Annotated in this window: 21 protein-coding genes; 19 read left to right on the top strand and 2 right to left on the bottom strand. The window is 66.7% G+C overall.

The features are described 5' to 3' along the window. The 3 genes from cyoB to cyoD are packed head-to-tail and all read left to right on the top strand — an operon-like array spanning position 1 to position 2,974. Complete coding sequence (gene cyoB, locus K5K93_RS06740) at positions 1 to 1,998, top strand: cytochrome o ubiquinol oxidase subunit I (protein ID WP_093817877.1); 1,998 nt, start codon at positions 1 to 3, stop codon at positions 1,996 to 1,998. Further along, the gene (gene cyoC, locus K5K93_RS06735; RefSeq protein ID WP_025873832.1) at positions 1,995 to 2,633 is read left to right on the top strand and encodes a cytochrome o ubiquinol oxidase subunit III; all 639 of its coding nucleotides are present in this window, start codon (positions 1,995 to 1,997) and stop codon (positions 2,631 to 2,633) included. Before cyoB ends, cyoC begins: the two co-directional genes overlap by 4 nt. After that, positions 2,633 to 2,974 carry a cytochrome o ubiquinol oxidase subunit IV gene (gene cyoD / locus K5K93_RS06730; RefSeq protein WP_025873831.1) on the top strand — a complete coding sequence of 114 codons (342 nt, stop codon included), beginning with the start codon at positions 2,633 to 2,635 and terminating at the stop codon, positions 2,972 to 2,974. Before cyoC ends, cyoD begins: the two co-directional genes overlap by 1 nt. Before the next feature lie 242 nt (positions 2,975 to 3,216). On the opposite strand, the gene K5K93_RS06725 is transcribed toward cyoD, so the two are convergent. Next, the gene (locus K5K93_RS06725; protein ID WP_222390273.1) at positions 3,217 to 5,274 is read right to left on the bottom strand and encodes a bifunctional diguanylate cyclase/phosphodiesterase; all 2,058 of its coding nucleotides are present in this window, start codon (positions 5,272 to 5,274) and stop codon (positions 3,217 to 3,219) included. A gap of 148 nt (positions 5,275 to 5,422) precedes the next feature. On the opposite strand from K5K93_RS06725, the gene radA reads away from it, so the two are divergent. The 4 genes from radA (at position 5,423) to K5K93_RS06705 (ending at position 11,719) form a co-directional block, all read left to right on the top strand. Next, positions 5,423 to 6,799, top strand: a complete 1,377-nt coding sequence (radA, locus tag K5K93_RS06720) for a DNA repair protein RadA (protein ID WP_025873829.1) — start codon at positions 5,423 to 5,425, stop codon at positions 6,797 to 6,799. Between the two features lie 133 nt (positions 6,800 to 6,932). Beyond that, a complete protein-coding gene (locus tag K5K93_RS06715; protein WP_222390271.1) occupies positions 6,933 to 8,789 on the top strand; it encodes an ATP-binding protein in 1,857 nt (618 codons plus the stop codon). 51 nt (positions 8,790 to 8,840) lie between these two features. Further along, entirely contained in the window at positions 8,841 to 11,147 is a 2,307-nt protein-coding gene (locus K5K93_RS06710; RefSeq protein WP_222390269.1) for a tetratricopeptide repeat protein, read from the top strand. Positions 11,148 to 11,254: 107 nt separating this feature from the next. Continuing rightward, complete coding sequence (locus tag K5K93_RS06705) at positions 11,255 to 11,719, top strand: YbjP/YqhG family protein (RefSeq protein WP_222390267.1); 465 nt, start codon at positions 11,255 to 11,257, stop codon at positions 11,717 to 11,719. A 107-nt stretch (positions 11,720 to 11,826) separates the two neighbouring features. Here K5K93_RS06705 and ccsA read toward each other — a convergent pair whose 3' ends face one another. Further along, positions 11,827 to 12,621 carry a cytochrome c biogenesis protein CcsA gene (gene ccsA, locus K5K93_RS06700; RefSeq protein WP_025873825.1) on the bottom strand — a complete coding sequence of 265 codons (795 nt, stop codon included), beginning with the start codon at positions 12,619 to 12,621 and terminating at the stop codon, positions 11,827 to 11,829. Between the two features lie 122 nt (positions 12,622 to 12,743). Between ccsA and ffh the strand changes: the two genes are divergently transcribed. The 12 genes from ffh to K5K93_RS06640 all read left to right on the top strand — a co-directional run bounded on the left by ffh (position 12,744) and on the right by K5K93_RS06640 (position 20,688). Continuing rightward, positions 12,744 to 14,120, top strand: a complete 1,377-nt coding sequence (gene ffh / locus K5K93_RS06695; RefSeq protein WP_099821058.1) for a signal recognition particle protein — start codon at positions 12,744 to 12,746, stop codon at positions 14,118 to 14,120. 55 nt (positions 14,121 to 14,175) lie between these two features. After that, on the top strand, positions 14,176 to 14,610 hold the full coding sequence (locus tag K5K93_RS06690) for a hypothetical protein (protein WP_222390266.1): 435 nt from the start codon (positions 14,176 to 14,178) through the stop codon (positions 14,608 to 14,610). Positions 14,611 to 14,698: 88 nt separating this feature from the next. Continuing rightward, positions 14,699 to 15,775: a nitronate monooxygenase gene (locus K5K93_RS06685; RefSeq protein WP_099842140.1), complete on the top strand. Its 1,077-nt coding sequence runs from the start codon at positions 14,699 to 14,701 to the stop codon at positions 15,773 to 15,775. Then, entirely contained in the window at positions 15,772 to 16,554 is a 783-nt protein-coding gene (locus K5K93_RS06680) for an aminotransferase class IV family protein (protein WP_222390265.1), read from the top strand. Before K5K93_RS06685 ends, K5K93_RS06680 begins: the two co-directional genes overlap by 4 nt. 131 nt (positions 16,555 to 16,685) lie before the next feature. Continuing rightward, the gene (locus K5K93_RS06675) at positions 16,686 to 16,871 is read left to right on the top strand and encodes a hypothetical protein (RefSeq protein ID WP_261311944.1); all 186 of its coding nucleotides are present in this window, start codon (positions 16,686 to 16,688) and stop codon (positions 16,869 to 16,871) included. 268 nt (positions 16,872 to 17,139) lie between these two features. Continuing rightward, positions 17,140 to 17,400 (top strand): 30S ribosomal protein S16, encoded by a 261-nt coding sequence (gene rpsP, locus K5K93_RS06670; RefSeq protein ID WP_025873821.1) that lies wholly within the window; start codon positions 17,140 to 17,142, stop codon positions 17,398 to 17,400. A 45-nt stretch (positions 17,401 to 17,445) separates the two neighbouring features. Further along, entirely contained in the window at positions 17,446 to 17,958 is a 513-nt protein-coding gene (gene rimM, locus K5K93_RS06665) for a ribosome maturation factor RimM (RefSeq protein WP_049470186.1), read from the top strand. Positions 17,959 to 17,966: 8 nt separating this feature from the next. Next, positions 17,967 to 18,725 (top strand): tRNA (guanosine(37)-N1)-methyltransferase TrmD, encoded by a 759-nt coding sequence (gene trmD, locus K5K93_RS06660; protein WP_025873819.1) that lies wholly within the window; start codon positions 17,967 to 17,969, stop codon positions 18,723 to 18,725. A gap of 152 nt (positions 18,726 to 18,877) precedes the next feature. After that, positions 18,878 to 19,279 (top strand): 50S ribosomal protein L19, encoded by a 402-nt coding sequence (gene rplS / locus K5K93_RS06655; protein ID WP_025873818.1) that lies wholly within the window; start codon positions 18,878 to 18,880, stop codon positions 19,277 to 19,279. Between the two features lie 81 nt (positions 19,280 to 19,360). Further along, positions 19,361 to 19,735 (top strand): DUF6404 family protein, encoded by a 375-nt coding sequence (locus tag K5K93_RS06650; protein WP_222390264.1) that lies wholly within the window; start codon positions 19,361 to 19,363, stop codon positions 19,733 to 19,735. A 76-nt stretch (positions 19,736 to 19,811) separates the two neighbouring features. Beyond that, positions 19,812 to 20,246, top strand: coding sequence for a DUF1801 domain-containing protein (locus K5K93_RS06645; protein WP_222390263.1), 435 nt, complete (start codon positions 19,812 to 19,814; stop codon positions 20,244 to 20,246). A 34-nt stretch (positions 20,247 to 20,280) separates the two neighbouring features. Further along, positions 20,281 to 20,688 carry a DUF1801 domain-containing protein gene (locus K5K93_RS06640; RefSeq protein ID WP_093817675.1) on the top strand — a complete coding sequence of 136 codons (408 nt, stop codon included), beginning with the start codon at positions 20,281 to 20,283 and terminating at the stop codon, positions 20,686 to 20,688. Positions 20,689 to 20,708 lie beyond the last annotated feature (20 nt).

Genomic DNA, 20,708 nt, shown 5'->3' with positions numbered 1-20,708 from the left:
ATGTTGGGAAAACTCTCTCTTGAGTCGATCCCCCACGATCCAATCGTGCTGACCACCCTGGTCGGTGCGGTGCTGGGTGGCCTGGGCGTGATGGCCCTGATCACCAAGTTCAAGCTGTGGGGCTATCTGTGGAAGGAGTGGTTCACCTCGGTGGATCACAAGAAGATCGGCGTGATGTACATCATCGTCGCCTTCGTCATGCTGCTGCGCGGTTTCTCCGACGCGATCATGATGCGTACCCAGCAGGCCATCGCCGTCGGCGGGTCCGAGGGTTACCTGCCGCCGCACCACTACGACCAGATCTTCACCGCCCACGGCGTGATCATGATCTTCTTCGTGGCGATGCCGCTGATTACCGGCCTGATGAACCTGGCCGTGCCGCTGCAGATCGGTGCGCGCGACGTCGCGTTCCCGTTCGTGAACTCGCTCAGCTTCTGGCTGTTCGTGTCCGGTGCGGTGCTGATCATGCTGTCGCTGTGGATCGGTGAATTCGCCGCTACCGGCTGGCTGGCGTTCCCGCCACTGTCGGGCATCGAGTACAGCAACAATGTAGGTATGGACTACTACATATGGGGACTACAGGTGGCGGGTCTGGGTACCACGTTGAGTGGTATCAACTTCTTCATCACCATCCTCAAGATGCGCACCCCGAGCATGAAGCTCATGCAGATGCCGGTCTTCACCTGGACCGCTCTGGTGACCAACGTGCTGATCGTCGCCGCCTTCCCGGTGCTGACCATCACCCTGGTGCTGCTGACCCTGGACCGTTACCTGGGTACGCACTTCTTCACCAATGACGGTGGCGGCAACGCCATGCTGTACATCAACCTGATCTGGATCTGGGGCCACCCGGAAGTCTATATCCTGGTGCTGCCGGCCTTCGGCGTGTTCTCCGAGGTCATCGCGACCTTCTCGCGCAAGGCCCTGTTCGGCTACAAGGGCATGGTCTACGCCACCGCCTGCATCGGCGTGCTGTCGTTCATCGTGTGGCTGCACCACTTCTTCACCATGGGCTCGGGTGCCAACGTCAATGCCTTCTTCGGCATCACGACGATGATCATCTCCATCCCCACCGGCGTGAAGATCTTCAACTGGCTGTTCACCATGTTCCGCGGTCGCGTGCAGTTCACCACGCCCGTGCTGTGGACCATCGGCTTCATGGTCACCTTCACCATCGGCGGCATGACCGGCGTGATGCTGGCGATCCCGGCCATCGACTTCGTGCTGCACAACAGCCTGTTCCTGATCGCCCACTTCCACAACGTCATCATCGGCGGCGTGGTGTTCGGCATGTTCGCCGGCATCACCTACTGGTGGCCGAAGATGTTCGGCTTCCGCCTCAACGAGTTCTGGGGCAAGTGCGCGTTCTGGTGCTGGTTCATCGGCTTCTATGTGACCTTCATGCCGATGTACGTGCTGGGCTTCATGGGCATGACCCGTCGTCTGCAGAGCACCGTCAACCCGGCCTACGAGCCGTTCCTGCTGGTGGCCGCTGTGGGCGCCTTCATCGTGGGTGCCGGCATCCTGTGCCAGATCATCCAGGTGGCCGTGTCGATCCGCGACCGCAAGAAGACCGCCGACCTGACCGGCGACCCGTGGGATGCCCGTACGCTGGAGTGGGAAACCTCTTCGCCGCCGGCCTTCTACAACTTCGGCACCCTGCCGGACGTCACCGAGCTGGACGATTTCTGGGAGCGCAAGCAGCGTGGTGAAGCCTGGCCGAAGCCGGCCAAGTACACCGACATCCACATGCCGCGCAACACCGGCACCGGCGTTGTCATCGGCGCCTTCAGCCTGGTGTTCGGCTTTGCGATGATCTGGCACATCTGGTGGCTGGCCATCATCGGCTTCGTCGGCATGATCGCCACGTTCATCTACCGCACCTTCGACCAGGACGTGGACTACTGGGTCCCGGCTGCCGAGGTGGAACGCATCGAGAACGAACACCGCAAGCACCTGGAAGCCCAGGGCCTGGTGAAGTCGGAGCTGAAGGCATGAGCACCAATACCTCGACCCTGAGCCACGGGCACGCCGCACACGCGGCGGCCCATGGCCATGACGACCACGAGCACCACGACACCGGCGGCAATACCGTCTTCGGTTTCTGGGTGTACCTGATGAGCGACTGCCTCATCTTCGCCTCGCTGTTTGCCACCTACGTGGTGCTGGCCGGCGGCACCGATGGCGGCCCCGGCGCGAAGGATCTGTTCGAGCTGCCGTTCGTGGCGTGGGAAACCGCGCTGTTGCTGACCTCGTCGCTGACCTTCGGCCTGGGCATGATCTCCATGCACCGCAAGCAGGTCGGCCAGATGTTCCTGTGGCTGGGCATCACCTGGCTGCTGGGCTTCGGCTTCATGTGCATGGAAGTCTATGAATTCCAGCACCTGATCCATCAGGGCTACGGTCCGGACCGCAGTGCGTTCCTGTCGGCGTTCTTCGCCCTGGTCGGTACCCACGGCCTGCACGTCAGCGCCGGCCTGCTGTGGCTGCTGGTGATGTTCGTGCAGCTGAAGAAGTACGGCCTGACCCCGACCAACAAGACCCGCATGGCGTGCCTGAGCCTGTTCTGGCACTTCCTGGACCTGATCTGGATCGGCGTGTTCTCCGTCGTCTACCTCAATGGAGCGCTGTAATGGCACATGACAACCATGCACACGACCACGCCGCCGGCGGCGAAAGCCACGGCACCGTGAAGTCGTACCTGATCGGCTTCGTGCTGGCGGTGGTGCTGACCGTCATCCCGTTCTACATGGTGATGTCGGGTGATTTCTCGCGTACCGTCAACGGTGTGGTGATCGCCATCACCGCGGTGCTGCAGATGCTGGTCCACCTGGTGTTCTTCCTGCACCTGGACCGCTCGTCGGAGAGCCGCTGGAACGTCAACGCTGCGGCCTTCACCGTGGTGGTGATCGGCATCATCGTGGTCGGTACCCTGTGGGTCATGCACAACATGAACGTGCACATGATGCACTGACGTCTTCGCGACGTTGCCACGCAGAAAGGCCGCCCCCGGGCGGCCTTTCTGTTTGTTGCGTGGATGCGGTTGCCGCTCAATGCATCCGGGGTATGCAGTAGATCCACGCCATGCGTGGATGCGGTTGTCGCGTTCAATGCACCGGAGGAAGCAGTAGATCCACGCCATGCGTGGATGCGGTTGCCGCTCAATGCACCCGGAGGATGCAGTAGATCCTCGCCATGCGTGGATGCGGTTGCCTCTCACCCCACCTTGCGCAGGAATTCCTCGGCCTCCATCGGCCGCCCCAGGTGGTAACCCTGCAGCTGGTCGCAGCCCAGCTCGCTCAGGTAGTCGCGCTGGGCCTGGGTCTCCACGCCCTCGGCCACCACCTGCAGCTGCAGGGTACGGCCCAGCGCGATGATCGAGGACACGATGGCCGAATCCTCGTCATTGCGTTCAAGGTCATGCACGAACGCACGATCGATCTTCAGTTCGGTGGCCGGCATGCGCTTGAGGTACAGCAGGCTGGAATAACCGGTACCGAAATCATCGATGGCGATGTGCACGCCCATCGCGGTCAGGTCGTTGAGAATGGCCAGGCTGGCCTCGACGTCCTTCATCGCCGTGGTTTCGGTGATCTCCAAAGTCAGCCGCGCCGGGTCGATGCGATGCCGTTCCAGTACCGAACGCACGCTCTCCAGCAGGGCCGGCGAGGCGAACTGCAGCGGCGACAGGTTCACCGCCATCGTCCAGTCGCTGTATCCGCTGTCATGCCAGGCGCGCAGCTGTGCGCAGGCCTGGTCCAGCACCCAGTCGCCGATCGGCAGGATCAGGCCGCTGCGCTCGGCGATGGGAATGAATACGTCCGGCGCCAGCAGGCCCAGTTCCGGGTGCTGCCAGCGCAGCAGCGCCTCGGCGCCGGTGGCCGGTGCATCGGCCGCCGGGAATTTCGGCTGGTAGTGCAGCAGCAGCTCGTTGCGCGCGATCGCCTTGCGCAGGTCCTGCAGCAGCCGCAGCTGGCGGTTGGCACTGAGCTGCATCGAGGGAATGAAGAAGGTGTAGCCGTTCCGGCCGGTTTCCTTGGTGTGGTACATCGCCGCATCGGCATGTGCCATCAACTCGCGTTCGTCGCTGGCATCGTCCGGATACAGGGCAATGCCCAGGCTGGCGGTGACCTGCAGCTCGGCCGCGTCCAGCACGAACGGTTCACCGGCCGCGGCGATCACCCGCTCGGCGACCACCACCGCATCGTCAGGCGTATCGATGGCCAGCACGATCACGAACTCGTCGCCGCCGAGGCGGGCGAGGGTGTCCTGCGGGCGCAGCTGCGCGCCCAGGCGCTGGGCCACCGCGACCAGCAGGCGGTCACCCAGCTGGTGGCCATAGGCATCGTTGACGGCCTTGAAGCCATCCAGGTCGCAGAACATCACCGCCACCGACTGCTGGCGGCGTTGCGCCTTCTCGATGGCCTGCTCGATGCGATCCTGCAGCAGCATGCGGTTCGGCAGCTGGGTCAGCGGGTCGTGCAGTGCGGCCTGGATCAGCTTGTCGTTGGCGTGCGCCAGGGAATCGGCCAGCAGGCCGGTGCGCACGCGCATCTGGCGGTCGAACAGCGAGGCCACCAGGGCGATGCCGAGCGTGGCCAGGGTGGTCACGATCACCAGCACTGCCAGCCAGCGGGGATCGATGCCGCCGCTGCCGATCGCGCCGCAGACGCTGCCTGGCGGGAAGCGCGCGGCGGCCATGCCGGTGTAGTGCATGCCGACGATGGCCAGGCCCATCACCAGCGACGCCAGCATCCGCAGGCGCACCGTGTTGCGCTGTTCCACGCGCAGCCGGAAGGCAATCCACAACGCTGCACCGGCGGCAGCGATGGCCACTGCGATCGACGCGGCAAACCAGCCGGGGTGGTAATCGATACCGGGCTGCATGCGCATGGCGGCCATGCCCAGGTAGTGCATGGCGGCGATACCCAGTCCCATCAGCACCGCACCCGCGGCCAGCCACTGCAACGGCAGGCTGGGGCGCGACACCAGCCACAGCGCATAGGCCGACGCGCCGATCGACACCGCCAGCGAATACAGGGTGATCGCCAGGTCGTAACCGACCGGAACCGGCAGCTTGAAGGCCAGCATCGCGATGAAGTGCATCGACCAGATGCCCAGGCCCATCGCGGCGGCACCGCCGGCCAGCCACCAGCGGGCGACCCGGCCCTGGGCCGTGGCCAGGCGGCCGGCCATATCCAGCGCGGTATACGATGCCAGCATGGCCACCAGCAACGAGATGGCGACCAGGCTCTGACTGTAACTACCAGTCATGTTGAATCCAGAGGAGGAGGGAGGGGCGCCCGCAAGGCGCACGCCCGCCACCGCTATCGGCACCGACGGGTGGGACTTGAGTGGTCGCAGCAGCTGCGACCCGGCTCGGCTATCCTGCCACGCTCGTTGCCCCTGCAGGAAATCTCCGATGGCCAAAGCCCGCACCGCGTATGTCTGCAATGAATGCGGCGCCGAATACAGCAAGTGGCAAGGCCAGTGCACCGAGTGCAATGCCTGGAACTCGCTGTCGGAAATCGTCCTTGAGAGCGCTGCGGCGGCCAAGGCGCCGGCGTCGCGCCGTGCCGGCTGGGCGGGCAAGATCGACCCGCCGAAGATCACCGCACTGAAGGACGTGGCGCAGACCGAACACAACCGGGTCAGCACCGGCATCGGCGAATTCGACCGCGTGCTCGGCGGCGGCCTGGTCGAGGGCGCGGTGGTGCTGGTCGGTGGTGATCCGGGCATCGGCAAATCCACTCTGCTGCTGCAGGCGGTGGCGAAGATGGCCGCGGTCCTGCCGGTGCTCTACGTCACGGGTGAAGAATCACTGGCCCAGGTCGCCGGCCGCGCGCATCGGCTGGAGCTGCCGCTGGAGGGCGTCAACGCGCTGGCCGAGACCGGTGTCGAATCCATCCTGCAGCACGCCACCAAGAGTGGGCCGCGGCTGATCGTGGCCGACTCGGTACAGACGCTCTGGACCGAGACGCTGACCGCCGCGCCCGGTTCGGTCAGTCAGGTGCGCGAGAGTGCCGCACGGCTGGTGCGTTTCGCCAAGGAAACCGGAACCGCCGTGTTCCTGGTCGGCCATGTGACCAAGGAAGGCGGCATCGCCGGCCCGCGCGTGCTGGAGCACATGGTCGATGCCGTGCTGTATTTCGAAGGTGAGAGCGGCAGCCGCTTCCGCCTGCTGCGCGCGTTCAAGAACCGCTTTGGTGCGGTCAATGAGCTGGGCGTGTTCGCGATGGGCGACAAGGGCCTGAAGGAGGTCTCCAATCCGTCGGCGATCTTCCTTTCCGGTGCCAGCACGCACCAGCCGGGCAGCTGCGTGATGGTTACCCGCGAGGGCACCCGGCCGCTGCTGGTGGAAGTGCAGGCGCTGGTCGACGCCTCGCCGCTGTCCAATCCGCGCCGCGTGGCGGTGGGGCTGGAGCAGAACCGCCTGGCCATGCTGCTGGCGGTGCTGCATCGGCATGGCGGCGTGCTGGTCGGCGACCAGGACGTGTTCGTCAACGTGGTCGGCGGCATCCGCGTGCAGGAGACCGCCGCCGACCTGCCGGTGCTGCTGGCGGTGCTGTCCTCGCTGCAGGACCGTCCGTTGGCCGAGAAGACCATCGCGTTCGGCGAAGTCGGCCTGTCCGGTGAGATCCGACCGGTGCCCAACGGCGAGGACCGCCTGCGCGAGGCGGCGACCCACGGTTTCAAGCGCGCCATCGTGCCCAAGGCCAATGCCCCCAAGGGCGGCTCGGTGAAGGGCATGGAAGTGATCGCGGTCGAACGCCTGTCCGAGGCCATCGACGCGGCGTGACCGGGGGCGGGTCCGTGCTCGGACCTGCAGATGCGGCCGACGGCACAGCAGCGGTCAGCCAGCCTGTGCTAGTTTTCCCGGCTCGACGAAGGCGCCCCCTGGCGCCTTTCCGTGGCAAGGAGTAATCGTTTACATGCAGGACCCGATGTTCAGCACCCCCGCCGCCGAAATCCGCCGCGCCGGGGTCGATCTCAATGGACTGATGACGGTGCTGGGCAAGCACCTGTATTCCACGCCGATGGTGGCGCTGCGCGAGCTTGTGCAGAACGCGCACGATTCGATCATCCGTCGCCGTATCGAGCAGCCCGGCATCCAGAGTGTGTCGCGCATCGACGTGCAGGTCGATGTCGCCGCCGGCGTGCTGCGCATCACCGATACCGGTGCCGGCCTGACCCGGCAGGAAATCCACGATTACCTGGCCACGGTCGGTGTCGGTTACACCCGGGGCCTGCGCCAGGACGGCCAGGACGATGAAGGCCTGATCGGCATGTTCGGCCTGGGTTTCCTGTCGGCCTTCGTACTGGCGCGCCGTGTCAGCGTGCGCACCACCTCCTACCAGGCGCCGCAGCTGGGCCACCTGTACGTGTCCAGCAACGCCGAGCAGTACACCGTCAGCGAAGTGCCGGCGCGCGCGATCGGCACCGAGGTCGAGCTGGAGCTGCATCCGGACTTCCTGCCGCTGGCCAACGAAGCGCGCCTGTACGAGGTGCTGGGCCGCTACTGCGCGCTGCTGTCCGAGCCGATCTTCATCGGTGCGGCGGCCGCCGCGATCAATCCCGAACCGCCGCCGTGGCGCGGGCAGGGTGACGTCGCCCTGCATCCGGTGCAGGCACGCCGCCAGGCGCAGCAGTTCGCGGCCCGTTTCGAACACGATTTCGAGCCCATCGTGACGATGCCGCTGCAGCCCGATGGCAGCAGCGACGCCGTCGGCATGCTCTGGGTGCAGGACGGTGCCACCTACGGCACCAGCGACAACCGCAACCTGTCGGTGTTCGTGCGCGGCATGCTGCTGGACGACGATGCACGCGACCTGCTGCCGCCTTGGGCCGGTTTCATCGGCGGGGTGATCGAATCGTCGAAGCTGACCCCGACCGCCAGCCGCGAGGACCTGCAGCGCGATGACCACTATCGCGCCGTGCAGCACGCCCTGCTGGAAGCGCTGATCGATGGCCTGGCCGACGTCGCCCGGCAGCAGCCCGAAGCCTGGCGACGCGTGCTCAGCCGCCACAACGAGGCCCTGCTGGGCGCAGCGCTGTGCGATGAGCGCCTGTTCGACCTGCTGCTGGAACACGTGCGCGTGCCGACCTCGCAGGGTGACCTGCCGGCCAGCGCGTTGCCGGCGCGCGGCGCAGTGCATGTGATCCTCGACAACGGTGGTGGCTTCGAGGAAATGCTGTTCCGCGCGATGGGCGTGCCGGTCGCGCATGGTCATCGCTACGCGGTGGTGCCGTTCCTGCGGCGCTGGGCCCAGGCCAAGGGCCTGCGCCTGGTCGAACTGGGTACCGAGCAGGGCAACCGCGCACTGTTCCGCACCGACGACAGCCTTGACGATACGCAGTTGGCCTGGCTGCGCGAACACCTGGGCGATGGCGAACAGCTGCTGCCGGCGCGGTTCAGCCCCGAGGCGCTGCCGGTGGTGGTGGTGCCCGACCGCGAAGCCGAACTGAAACAGCGCCTGGAAGACGACGAGAACGACAAGCGCGTATCGATGGCGGCGCTGCGGCTGGCGCGCCAGTTCACCGCGCGCATCGAGGCGCGTGCGCCGTCGCGGCTGTACCTCAACCTGGACAATCCAGCGGTGCAGGCGTTGCTGCAGGCCCAGCGCGAGGGCCACCCGCAGGCCGGGGCGGCCGCGCGCCTGCTGCGCTCGCTGAAGATCATCGTGTCCGCACAGGGCCGGCCGCTGCAGCAGAGCGCGGCGACGCCGGGCCCCGATCTCAATGGTGCATTTATCGATATTGCCGGTGCCCTGCAGCAGATGCTGCGCTGAGCACCGCTACTCCCTCTCATCCAGCCTTCGCTAGACAGGAGCATTACCCCCATGGATATCTGGAACTGGGTCGAAAAACTGCAGGAAGACCTGCGGCAGGCAGGCCAGGCGCAGAACGCCCACCTGCTGACCCGCCTTGCCGATGAAGTCAGTGAACTGCAGGTCGACCGCGTCGATGCACTGCTGCCCGAAGCGCGCGCGCTGGGCAAGGCGCTGGACAACCCCTGGGTCGACGTCTATGTCGGCCATTGGGCGCTGCGCAACCGCGTCGGCAACCGCGTGGAAGGTGAAAGCGCGCTGGGCGAGTCGGTAGCGCTGTTCGAGCGCGCACACCGTGCCGATACCCTGGACTGCCCGCAGTCGATCTGCGTCACCCAGGATCTTGCTGCCTGCTACGGCAACATCGATGGTCCGGGCTGGGTGCCCGAACGCATCGAGGTCTGCGACGAGACGCTGGGCCGCATCGACCCGAGCTGGGCCTGCTTCCAGTGCCTGAGCTGCGAGAAGGCCGACGCGCTGCTGGACGACGGCCGCGGCCAGGACGCGCTGGATTACCTGCAGGTGCAGGCGGCGGCGATCCAGGCGCGCGGCAAGGAAGTGTTCGACAGCATCCCTGAAATGCAGATCAAGATCCTGCTCGCCAGCGGCCGTGCGCAGGAAGCGCTGGTGCTGATCGAGAAGCGCGAAGCCGAAGTGGCCGCTGCGGGCGAATACGAGCCTGCCAACTGCACGGTGCCGCGCCGGCTGTCCAAGGCCTGGGCACTGGCCCAGCTGGGGCGCGATGAAGAGGCGCTGCAGCAGCTGGTGCCCTGGAGCGAGCTGACGCCGAATCACTGGCGGTTGTGGGCCAATACCGCTTCGACACTGTGCAGCCGTGATGCCGCCCGCAACACCTGGGATCTGGGAACGCGCTTCAACACGATCATCGAGCACTTCGCCGCTGTCGGCGCGCATCGCCTGGTGATCGAGATCGCCGCGTTGAGCCTGGAGCTGGCCCTGCAGCGCGGTGCACGCTGGGTGGCGCAGCGCCAGCTGGGTCTGGCCCGCACCCATCTGGCGCAGCTGCGCCAGGACCGCGGCGCTGCCGCGCTGGTGGCCGGTCTGGCGGCACGCATCGAAGCGCTGCCGCAGATGGCGCCGCTGCCGGTGCCTGCCGCTGAGCTGCTGGCGTGGTTGGAAGCGCAGGGCGAACAGAACCAGTCGCGCGATCCCGAGCGCGAAGCGCAGTGGCTGCTGCAGGCGCACGCCGAGCGGCCGGACGACGGCGCGCTGGCCGAGGTCGCCGCCTCGGCGCTGCACGCGTGTGGCGCGAAGACGGAAGCGCAGGCGCTGCTGTGGGACTTCGTGCGCGGCCACGCGCAGGAAGACGGCGCGGCGGCCTACACGCTGATGCGTTGGCTGGCCGAGCAGGGCGATGATGATGGCCTGCGCAGGCTGGCCGCGACCTACCGCGACAGCGTGCCGGTGTTCGCGCACTGGTGCGAGGTGCAGCGTGCACGGCGCGCGTCCGACTGGCCTGCACTGGAACAGGCCGCGCAGGCATTGCTGGCGTTGTCGCCAGGCTCGAACGGCGCACGCGGGACGCTTGCCCGCATGTACATGGAGACCGGCCGCTTCAGCGAAGCGAAGGCCTGCTATGCGCAGCTGGTGGAACTGCTGGAAGAGCCCAGTGCCGCGCATTGGGACCATATGAGTGCGGCCAGTGCGGCGCGCGACTGGGATGCGGTGCGCCGCTCGGCGGCAGCAATCGGCATGGAACTGTCCAGCCAGCAGGGCGTGGTCGAAGAGCCCTGGGGCTGGGTGATCATCCGCAGCGAAGAAGGCGGCGAGCCGATGGAGTACTACGCCCGCCGCAGCGGCCCGGTGACCGCGCGCATCGTCGAGAACGCACCGGCCAACCGCGCGCAGCAGGTGGGGGACTGGGTGGTGTTCGACGCCGGCCTGGTACACCCCGCACCAGAGGACGAAGCGGAGCGCGAGCACTTCATTCCGACCTATGCGCAGGTGCATGTGCTGGAGCGGGGTGGTTTCGCGCGCAGCTGGCTGGTCGACGGCGCGCACCCGGGCGAGGAGGCATGGAATGACTTCGTCGAAGCGGCCGAGGCACAGGGCTGGAAGGTATGGGCGCACAGCCGTGCGGACTACACCGTGACCGATCCGGACGTGGAAGACGGGACGTTGCCGGGCCTGTTGTTCACCGTTGCCCAGCCGCAGGACCATGCGCCGCTGGCGCTGCACCGCTTCCTGCAGCAGGCCACGGCGGAGTGGGCACATCCACACTGCTGGCTGCGCCTGGCCGAGGCCTGCGACCAGGACCGCCAGCCGCATCTGGACGCGATCGAACGGTACGGGTTGTAATCCCTGCCGCGATGCGCGTTCGCCGGGCATGGCCCGGCACTACCGGGCAACACGCATGGGTAGCGCCGGGCCATGCCCGGCGTCCTTCCACCGTCAAGGAACTGGATATGCGAAAGACAAGGATGTGGGTGATCATCGGCCTGCTGCTGGTCCCCACCGTGCAGGCCGCGCCGGCCTGCCAGCAACCGGCTGACGTGGCGCGCGCCTTCTTCGAAGCGACCACCGGCAAGGGCGACCTGCTGGAGCCGCCGCAGGCACTGGTCAGTGCGGCGTTTGCCAAGGCGCTGCACGGCGAGCGTGCCTGCCAGGTGCGCGAAGAGGGCATCTGCACGCTCGATTCCGATCCGTGGCTGGACGCGCAGGACGGGGAGATCGACAGCCCGGTGCGCTACAGCTGGAAGCAGGCCTCGGCCACGGCCGGCCAGGTCGAAATGCGCTATCCGGTCTGGGGCAAGGCCTACGTGACCCGCGTGCCGATGGTGCGCAAAGGGGAGGGCTGCTGGCAGGTCGACGACATCCTCACCAACAGTGGTCGCTCGGTGCGCAGGATCCTGGCCCAACCGCTGCACTGAGCATCCGGGGCATCCACGCATGGCGTGGATCTACCGTGCTCCGATTGCCGGCCGGCGGCACGACCAGGTGATGTTGGGGTGGGTGCCGACCGTTGGTCGGCATGCCTCTAGCGCGAATGCCCGAACACCAGCTCGATCACGAACTGGCTGCCGAAGAACGCCAGCAGCAGCAACAGCATCGCCGTCAGCGTCCAATGCACCGCCTTGGTGCCGCGCCAGCCATAGCGGCGGCGGCCGATCAGCAGCACGCCGAACACGATCCACGACAGCACGCTCAGCACCGTCTTGTGCACCAGCTTCTGCGCCAGCAGGTCGTCGACGAACAGCACGCCGGTAACCAGGGTCAGGGTCAGCAGGGCGAAGCCGACGGTGATCACCCTGAACAGCAGCGATTCCAGATCGGCCATCGGCGGCAGCGCACGCAGCCACGGACGGAATTCACGGCGCCGCAGCGCACGCTCCTGCAGCCACAGCATGATCGCCAGCAGCGCGGCGATGCTCAGCGTGGCGTAGGCCAGCAGGGCCAGCCAGGCGTGGCTGGCCAGGCGCCAGCCCAGCACCTTGCTCGGTTCATGGCCGTAGCCGTGGTAGACCACCAGCAGCAGCGCGGCCAGCGGGAACACCACCACGCCGAGGGTGGACATGCGCCCGCGCGCGCCCACCAGCGAGGTCAGCCAGGCCATTCCCAGGCCGACCAGCGACAACGCGGCGAAGAAGTGCATGTCCGGGCCGCCGGTCGTGCGCATCGCCACCAGCACGTGGTAACCGCCATGCAGCAGCATCGCCGGCAGCGCAGGCCACAGCCACGCGGGCGAGGTCACCCCGTCGTTGCGACCAAGGGCGCGCACCAGCAGGGCGCTGGCGGCCAGGTAGAGCAGGACGGCGATGAGAACGATTGTCATCGTTGAAGTTTCGCATACCCCCGCGGTGCTGGCGACGGGCGTGGCGTCGCAGTCCGGGGAGCGCGATGGACCCGTTATACTGTGGGCCTTATTGTCCCCCGCTTTCAGACAGGTTGCGCCGCATGTTCGAGTCCCTGACCCAGCGCCTTTCCGGCACCATCGAGCGCCTGCGCGGCCGTGGCCGCCTGACCGAAGAGAACATCCGCGAGGCGACCCGCGAGGTCCGCATCGCGCTGCTTGAAGCCGACGTCGCGCTGCCGGTGGTGCAGGCCCTGATCGAACGCATCAAGGTGCGTGCGGTCGGCCAGGAAGTGCTGAAGTCGCTGACCCCGGGTCAGGCCCTGATCAAGGTCGTGCGCGACGAGCTGACCGCGGTGATGGGCGCCGAAGCCAGCGACCTGAACCTCAACGTTCCCGCGCCGGCCATCATCCTGATGGCGGGCCTGCAGGGCGCCGGCAAGACCACCACGGTCGGCAAGCTGGCCAAGCACCTGAAGGAAAAGCGCAAGAAGAAGGTGATGGTGGTCTCGGCCGACGTCTACCGTCCGGCGGCGATAGAGCAGCTGAAGACGCTGGCCGAGCAGGTGGGCGTGTTGTTCTTCCCGTCCAGCGCCGAGCAGAAGCCGGAGGCCATCGTCCGCGCCGCCATCGATGACGCGCGCAAGTCGTTCGTCGACGTGCTGCTGGTTGATACCGCCGGCCGCCTGGCCATCGACGAAGCGATGATGGCCGAGATCAAGGCCCTGCACGCTGCGGTCAACCCGGCTGAAACGCTGTTCGTGGTCGATGCCATGACCGGCCAGGACGCGGCCAATACCGCCAAGGCCTTCGGTGATGCGCTGCCGCTGACCGGCGTGGTCCTGACCAAGACCGACGGTGACGCCCGTGGCGGCGCCGCGCTGAGCGTGCGCTACATCACCGGCAAGCCGATCAAGTTCGTCGGTGTCAGTGAAAAGCCGGAAGGCCTGGACGTGTTCCACCCGGACCGTATCGCCAGCCGCATCCTCGACATGGGCGACGTGCTGTCGCTGGTCGAGCAGGTCGAGCAGCAGGTCGACAAGGACAAGGCGCAGAAGCTGGCCGAGAAGGTCGCCAAGGGCAAGAAGTTCGATCTGAACGACATGCGCGACCAGCTCGAGCAGATGCAGAACATGGGCGGCATCGGCGGCCTGATGGACAAGCTGCCGGGCCTGGGCCAGATTCCCGAGCACCTCAAGCAGCAGGTCAGCCAGGGCAAGGAAGTGCCGCGCATGATCGCCATCATCGGCTCGATGACCAAGAAGGAACGGCGCAACCCGAACCTGCTCAATGGCTCGCGTCGCGCCCGCATCGCCAAGGGCTCGGGCGTGACCCCGGCCGACGTCAACAAGCTCATGAAGCAGTACATGCAGATGGAAAAGATGATGAGCAAGATGGCCGGCGGCGGCATGAAGGGCATGATGCGCAGCATGAAGGGCATGATGGGCGCCATGGGCGGCCGTGGCATGCCGTTCCGCTGAGCGCGCGCTGTATCGAACGCTTGAACAACCCGCGGAATCAATCAAAGGAATGTGCATGAACAAGTCGATCGCGGTGATCGCGCTGGCCCTCGGGCTGGTTGCCTGCAAGGACGACACCTCCGTGTCGCAGAAGGCCGGTAGCGCCATCAGTGGTACCGCTGCCGATTTCGTCGCCGGGCTGGGCGAGGGCGTGGACAAGCGCATGAACGTGACGCTGCAGGCCGATCCGGGCCTGGCCGCGCAGGGCCTCACCGTCACCCTCGGCAAGAGCCGTGGCATGGGCTCCAAGGACGCGGCGGTGTACGTGGTGGCCGACAAGGCGTTCAAGGGCAAGCTGGTGGCGCGTGCGCTGGATGCCGAGGGCACCGAGATCGGTCGCGCCAGCGCCGAGGAAGAGTTCGCCGCTGATGACGCGCGCTACGTGACGTTCAAGTTCAACGAAGAAATGGACAGCCAGCTGGTCCGCACCTACGCGGTGTCTGCACGCTGAGCCAGGCGGGAGCGCATCGCCCGGGGCGACGCTCCCGTCCACAGTGTCTGGCGTATGCTGGCAGCGACTCCTCCCACAGGTGCGTCGCGTGAGCCTTTCGCCGATTCTCGAACGCGCCGACGATTTCTGTCGGCGTTTTTCATTGCAGCTGCCGATCCTGCTGGCACCGATGGCCGGCGCCTGTCCGGTTCCGCTTTCCGCCGCGCTGGCCAACGCCGGCAGCATGGGCGCGATGGGGGCCGTGTTGTCGCCGGCGGCGGATATCGGTCGCTGGATGCAGGACTTCCGTGCAGCGTCCAGCGGGCCGGCGCAGGTGAACCTGTGGTTGCCCGATCCCGCGCCGGTGCGCGATGTGGCCGCCGAGGCCGCCACGCGTGCGTTCCTGGGCCAGTGGGGGCCGGAGGTTGCGGCCAGCGCAGCGGATGCCACGCCTGCCGATTTCGAGGAGCAGTTCAGTGCGCTGCTGGCGGCACGGCCGGCGGTGGCCTCGACCATCATGGGCGTGCTGTCGCCGCGTCATGTGCAGCAGTTGAAGGATGCGGGCATCGCCTGGATCGCCTGCGCTACGACGCTGGCCGAAGCGCGCGCTGCGCAGGACGCGGGTGCTGACGCGGTGGTCGCGCAGGGCGCCGAAGCCGGCGGCCATCGCGGCGCCTTCGATCCGATGCGTGCAGAGCAGCAGCTGGTCGGCCTGTTCGCACTGCTGCCGCGGCTGGCGGACAACCTGGATATTCCGGTGATCGCTGCGGGCGGCATCGGCGACGGTCGCGGCATTGCTGCTGCCTTGATGCTCGGGGCCAGCGCCGTGCAGATCGGCACGGCCTTCCTGCGCACACCCGAAGCAGCGGTGGCGCCGGCATGGGCCGATGCATTGGCCCGCAGCGAACCCGAAGACACCTGGCCGACGCGCGCGTTCAGTGGGCGCCTTGGCCGCGGCCTGGCGACTGCCTACGTGCGTGCAGCTGCTGCCGAGGGCGCACCCGCGCCGCGCCCGTACCCGGTGCAGCGTGGCCTGACCGGACCGATGCGCAAGCAGGCCACGCAGGAAAACCGGCTTGCTGCGATGCAGGCCTGGGCCGGGCAGTCGGCGTGGATGGCACCTGCAGCGCCGGCCGCTGACGTGCTGCGTGGCATGTGGGAACAGGCGCAGGCGCTGCTGCGATGACGGTGACCTGCAACGGCGCAACGGCGCGGGCCGAAGACCTGCTGCCGGCGCTGACCAACTACGGCCACTTCACCTCGTTGCAGGTGCGCGGCAACGCGGTGCAGGGTCTTGATCTGCATCTGCAGCGGCTGGCCAAGGCAACGCAGGAACTGTTCGGCAGCGGGCTCGATATCGCGCAGGTGCAGGCGTGGATGGCGCAGGCGCTGCAACAGGCCGGCCAGGTCGACGCATCGATGCGGGTCACCGTGTTCTCGCGCCGTTTCGATTTCCGCGCGCCGCTGGCAAGCGTGCCGGTGGATGTACTGGTTGCCGTCTCCGTGCCGGTCGCGCTGACCGCGCCGAAACGCGTACGCAGCGCGACATGGCAGCGAGAGCTGCCGCAGATCAAGCATGTCGGTACGTTTGGCCTGTTCGCCCAGCGCCGTGCGGCGTTGGCAGCGGGTTTCGACGATGCGCTGTTCGTCACTGCCGACGGGCAGATCAGCGAGGGCACCACCTGGAACCTGGCCGTGCATGACGGTGAACACCTGATCTGGCCCCAGGCACCGGCGTTGCGGGGTACTGCTGAAGCGCTGCTGCAGGCAGGCTGGGTGGGGCGGCAGCAGACCCGGCCGTTGCTGCTGGATGAGCTGGCCGGCATGCGGGCGGCTTTCGCCTGCAACGCCAGCGGGGTGTGGGCGCTGGATGCCATCAATGGTCAGGCGCTGCCGGGTTCGCAGGCCCTGGCCGAACAGGGCAGGGCGGTGTTGGCCCGGGTGCCCTGGCAGTCGCTTTCCTGAACAAGGTGCGTTGGAGGATGCTCGCCGGGCATGCCCCGGCCCTATCGTGGAGACCCATGGTGGGTAGCGCCGGGCCATGCCCGGCGGATGCTTTCACAGCACAGCACAGCACAGCAGGAGTTCCAATCCGTATGGGCACAGTCACCGAGCAGCATCGCGCGGTAGCGATGCACGCGATGAAGATCATGGGCGGCGACGCACGGCCCAAGGTCCAGGCCTTTTACGATGACCGTCGCCAGCGTTCGGTCGATATCCTGACGACACTCAACGCTCCGGAAGCGGCGCCTGATCGAGCAGATTGGCGCGGACGCATTTGATGATCTGCTGCAACGTCACGAGGTCGACGTGTTCGACACGGATCGTGTCGCGCTGCCTGCGTTGGGCGCCGCGTGACGCCTTTGGCATTGGCCGGACGCGGGATCAGCCGCTGAATCCATCACGTTGCTGAATGAAAGCCGCCGGGCATGGCCCGGCGCTACCGGACAGGCCCGTTTTTTTTTGCGGGGTTGGCTCGGCCGGACTCTGCCGCTATAATCGCCCGCTTACCGCGCCATCCTGGCGACTGGGCAATAGGAAAAAACCACCATGGTCAAGATTCGACTGACCCGCGGCGGCGCCAAGAAGCGTCCGTTCTACCACATCATCGTCACCGACGTCCGCAGCGCCCGCGACGGCCGCAACATCGAGCGCGTCGGCTTCTACAACCCGGTTGCACAGGGTGGCGAGAAGCGCATCGAGCTGGACCTGGCCCGCGTTGACCATTGGGTCAAGAACGGCGCCCAGCCGACCGAGAAAGTTCGCAACCTGATCAAGGAAGCGAGCAAGTCCCAGGCCGCTGCGGCCTGATCCTGACGGGCCGCGCCCTGGTGCGGCCCATCTGATTGAACGCAGATGAAAGATAACGAGCGCCGCATCCTGCTTGGCAGGATTGTCGGCGCTTTTGGTGTGCGCGGCGAAATAAAGCTCGAGTCCTGGACCGAGCCGCGTTCCGCTATTTTCCGTTACCAACCGTGGATCCTGCGCAGCCCCAACGGGCAGGAATCGACGCTTGAAGGCGCCCGTGGCCGGGATACCGGCAAGCACCTGGTGGCCCGTTTCCCGGGCATCGAGGATCGCGACACGGTTGAGGCGATGCATGGCACCGAGGTCTTCGTGGCCCGCAGTGCGCTGCCGCCGCCCAATGCCGACGAGTATTACTGGGTCGATCTGGAAGGCCTGGATGTGAAGACCGTCGAAGGCGTTGCCCTCGGCCAGGTCTCGCACCTGTTCAGTACCGGCGCCAACGATGTGATGGTCGTGCGCGGCGATCGCGAACGGATGATTCCGTTCGTGCTGCCGGATTTCATCACCTCGGTCGACTTCGAGGCCAATCTGGTCGTGGTCGACTGGGATCCCGAGTTCTGAGTGTGAGCATGCGTTTCGACGTCATCACCCTGTTCCCCGATTTCCTCGCCCAGTCCGCTGGACTGGGTGTGGTCGGCCGTGCGCAGGAAAAGGGGTTGTTCAGCCTGCATGGCTGGAATCCCCGTGACTACGCCGAGGGCAACTACCGCCGGGTGGACGATCGTCCGTTCGGCGGTGGCCCGGGCATGGTGATGCTGATCGAGCCGTTGCAGGCCTGCCTGCAGGCGATCCGCGAGGCCGATCCGACGCCTGCGCGGGTGATCCATCTCAGCCCGCAGGGCGCGCCGTTGACCCAGGCCAAGGTGCGGGAACTGGCGGCATTGCCGCGCATGGTCCTGCTCTGCGGCCGCTATGAGGGCATCGACGAGCGCTTCCTGGCCGCCAATGTCGACGAGGAGATTTCCCTCGGCGACTATGTGCTGTCCGGCGGCGAGCTGGGGGCGGCGGTCATCATCGACGCGGTGGCCCGGCTGCAGGAAGGCGCCTTGAATGACGCCGAATCGGCGGCGCAGGACAGTTTCGAGGGCGACCTCGGCCTGCTCGACTGCCCGCATTACAGCCAGCCGGCCCAGCATCCGCTGGGGGACGTGCCGGACGTGCTGCGCTCGGGCAACCATGCCGCCATCGCCGCCTGGCGCCGGCAGCAGTCGTTGATCCGTACCGCACAGCGGCGCCCGGACCTGCTGGATGAACAGGCGCTGGGCAAGGCCGACCGCAAGCTGCTGGCCCTGGCCCGCCAGGTCCCGGCGGAAAAGGGCAAGGTCTAGCGCCAGCCCTGCTTTATCGGCTATCATGGCCAATTACGCCGGCCCCGGCCGGTGCGCAGTACCCAAAAACAAACGTGCAGCACAGTCCGGTGACTGCATGAGCCCACGCTGTCGAATGACACGCCCACCCGAACAATGAATCGGTGTAACCCATGAGCAAGCTGAACAAGTCCATCGTCGCGGAATTCGAATCCGCCCAGATCACCCGCGAACTGCCGCAGTTCAGCCAGGGCGACACCATTGTCGTCAACGTGAAGGTGAAGGAAGGTACCCGCGAGCGCGTGCAGGCCTATGAAGGCGTTGTCATCGCGACCAAGAACGGCGGCCTGAACTCCTCGTTCACCGTGCGCAAGATCTCGCACGGCTACGGCGTCGAGCGCGTGTTCCAGACCCACAGCGCCATCATCGACTCGGTCGAAGTGAAGCGTCGTGGTAAGGTCCGCGCCGGCAAGCTGTACTACCTGCGTGGCCTGGAAGGCAAGGCTGCCCGCATCAAGGAAGATCTGGCTGCTGCTGCCGCCGCCAAGGCTGCCCGTCTGGCAACCAAGGGCTGATAAACAACTTCGGTTGTTGCCGCGACGGCCGCCTTCGGGCGGCCGTTTGCGTTTGTGCTGCCGCCTCGTTAGTTTCAGTGGATGGATGAGAGCGACCATCGATACCCGGCGGACATCCAGGTGGCGCTGCGCTTCCTGGACCGTTCCGGGGTGCCACGGAGGGAAGCGGCCCCCTTGCTGCACCGCATGCTGTGGCGGCTGGGTGTCGCGCTGCCGCCGCCGGTACTGGCCGGTTTCCTGACCAATACGCTGCTGCAGGGCCTGCTGTTTGGCGTGTTCTGGACGGTACTGATGTGGCTGCTGTTGTGGCAGGGCAGGGCCCCGGCGCTGGAACTGCTGCTGCTTGCCGGGGTGGTGGCAGGCGTGATGTTCGGCCTGGTGATGGCCACCCTGATGTGGTTCCTGCGCGGCGCCCGCAAGCTGCCCACCTGGCGGCAGTTCCGCAGCAGCCTCTGAGGCCATGGCGCAGTGCGCCGTGACCGCTGCCGGGCGGCGGCGTACGCTCGGGCCTTCGACCCTCATGGCCCCTGCGATGCCCGCCAAGCGACCTGCCAGCAGTGCCGCGCCGAAGCTGCTGTCCGGCGGTAACCCGCAGATCGCCAAGGGCGAGGGCGATGCGCCCGTGCAGGCCTACATCGCCGCCATGCCGGACTGGAAGCGTGCTGTCGGTGCACGTCTTGATGCACTGATCGAACAGGCCGCGCCCGGCGTGCACAAAGCAGTGAAATGGAACTCGCCGATGTACGGCATCGCCGCCGGTGAGGGCTGGTTCCTCAGCTTCCATTGCTTCACCCGCTACATCAAAGTCGCGTTCTTCCGCGGCGCGCTGTTGCAGCCTGTTCCGCCTGAACCGTCCAAGAGCGTCGACACGCGCTACCTGCACATCCTTGAGGACGAGCCGCTGGACGAGGCGCGGTTCCTCCACTGGGTGCGGCAGGCCAGCCGGCTGCCTGGCGAACGCATGTAATCCCCCAGGTTCTTTCCCCGAACGAGACCACGCGATGGCCACGCAGAAGTCCGATCCCGCAGATGCCGCTCTCCCCGCTGCCGCCCTGATTGACGCCCGCATCGCCGAGCTCGCTGATTGGCGCGGCGACATCCTCGCCCGCGTGCGCGCGCTGATCCACGAGGCGCTGCCGGACGTGGAGGAAACCTGGAAATGGCGCGGCACACCGGTGTGGGAGCACAACGGCATCCTGTGCACCGGCGAAACCTACAAGCAGGCGGTGAAGCTGACCTTCGCCCACGGCGCCGCGTTGCCGGACCCGAAGCGTCTGTTCAATGCCAGCCTGGAAGGCGGCACACGCCGCGCGATCGACATCCACGAAGGCGGCATGCCCAATGCTACGGCGCTGAAAGCACTGCTGCGCGCCGCCGCCAGGCACAACGCGGAAAAGAAAAAGCGGTAGTGCGGCCGCTGGCCGGCAAC

Origin of the sequence: Stenotrophomonas sp. DR822 (genome assembly GCF_019793815.1) — a bacterium.
GTDB lineage: Bacteria > Pseudomonadota > Gammaproteobacteria > Xanthomonadales > Xanthomonadaceae > Stenotrophomonas > Stenotrophomonas indicatrix.
This window is presented reverse-complemented; position numbering and strand designations above follow the sequence as displayed.

Bases quoted from the DNA above. Each gene is read 5' to 3' on its own strand.
- ffh (WP_099821058.1), top strand. From the start codon at position 12,744: ATGTTCGAGTCCCTGACCCAGCGCCTTTCCGGCACCATCGAGCGCCTG.
- K5K93_RS06680 (WP_222390265.1), top strand. From the start codon at position 15,772: ATGACGGTGACCTGCAACGGCGCAACGGCGCGGGCCGAAGACCTGCTG.
- K5K93_RS06705 (WP_222390267.1), top strand. From the start codon at position 11,255: ATGCGAAAGACAAGGATGTGGGTGATCATCGGCCTGCTGCTGGTCCCC.
- radA (WP_025873829.1), top strand. From the start codon at position 5,423: ATGGCCAAAGCCCGCACCGCGTATGTCTGCAATGAATGCGGCGCCGAA.
- cyoB (WP_093817877.1), top strand. From the start codon at position 1: ATGTTGGGAAAACTCTCTCTTGAGTCGATCCCCCACGATCCAATCGTG.
- K5K93_RS06645 (WP_222390263.1), top strand. From the start codon at position 19,812: ATGCCCGCCAAGCGACCTGCCAGCAGTGCCGCGCCGAAGCTGCTGTCC.
- K5K93_RS06710 (WP_222390269.1), top strand. From the start codon at position 8,841: ATGGATATCTGGAACTGGGTCGAAAAACTGCAGGAAGACCTGCGGCAG.
- K5K93_RS06675 (WP_261311944.1), top strand. From the start codon at position 16,686: ATGGGCACAGTCACCGAGCAGCATCGCGCGGTAGCGATGCACGCGATG.
- ccsA (WP_025873825.1), bottom strand. From the start codon at position 12,621: ATGACAATCGTTCTCATCGCCGTCCTGCTCTACCTGGCCGCCAGCGCC.
- cyoC (WP_025873832.1), top strand. From the start codon at position 1,995: ATGAGCACCAATACCTCGACCCTGAGCCACGGGCACGCCGCACACGCG.
- K5K93_RS06690 (WP_222390266.1), top strand. From the start codon at position 14,176: ATGAACAAGTCGATCGCGGTGATCGCGCTGGCCCTCGGGCTGGTTGCC.
- rpsP (WP_025873821.1), top strand. From the start codon at position 17,140: ATGGTCAAGATTCGACTGACCCGCGGCGGCGCCAAGAAGCGTCCGTTC.
- K5K93_RS06640 (WP_093817675.1), top strand. From the start codon at position 20,281: ATGGCCACGCAGAAGTCCGATCCCGCAGATGCCGCTCTCCCCGCTGCC.
- trmD (WP_025873819.1), top strand. From the start codon at position 17,967: ATGCGTTTCGACGTCATCACCCTGTTCCCCGATTTCCTCGCCCAGTCC.
- K5K93_RS06725 (WP_222390273.1), bottom strand. From the start codon at position 5,274: ATGACTGGTAGTTACAGTCAGAGCCTGGTCGCCATCTCGTTGCTGGTG.
- rplS (WP_025873818.1), top strand. From the start codon at position 18,878: ATGAGCAAGCTGAACAAGTCCATCGTCGCGGAATTCGAATCCGCCCAG.
- K5K93_RS06715 (WP_222390271.1), top strand. From the start codon at position 6,933: ATGCAGGACCCGATGTTCAGCACCCCCGCCGCCGAAATCCGCCGCGCC.
- rimM (WP_049470186.1), top strand. From the start codon at position 17,446: ATGAAAGATAACGAGCGCCGCATCCTGCTTGGCAGGATTGTCGGCGCT.
- K5K93_RS06650 (WP_222390264.1), top strand. From the start codon at position 19,361: ATGGATGAGAGCGACCATCGATACCCGGCGGACATCCAGGTGGCGCTG.
- cyoD (WP_025873831.1), top strand. From the start codon at position 2,633: ATGGCACATGACAACCATGCACACGACCACGCCGCCGGCGGCGAAAGC.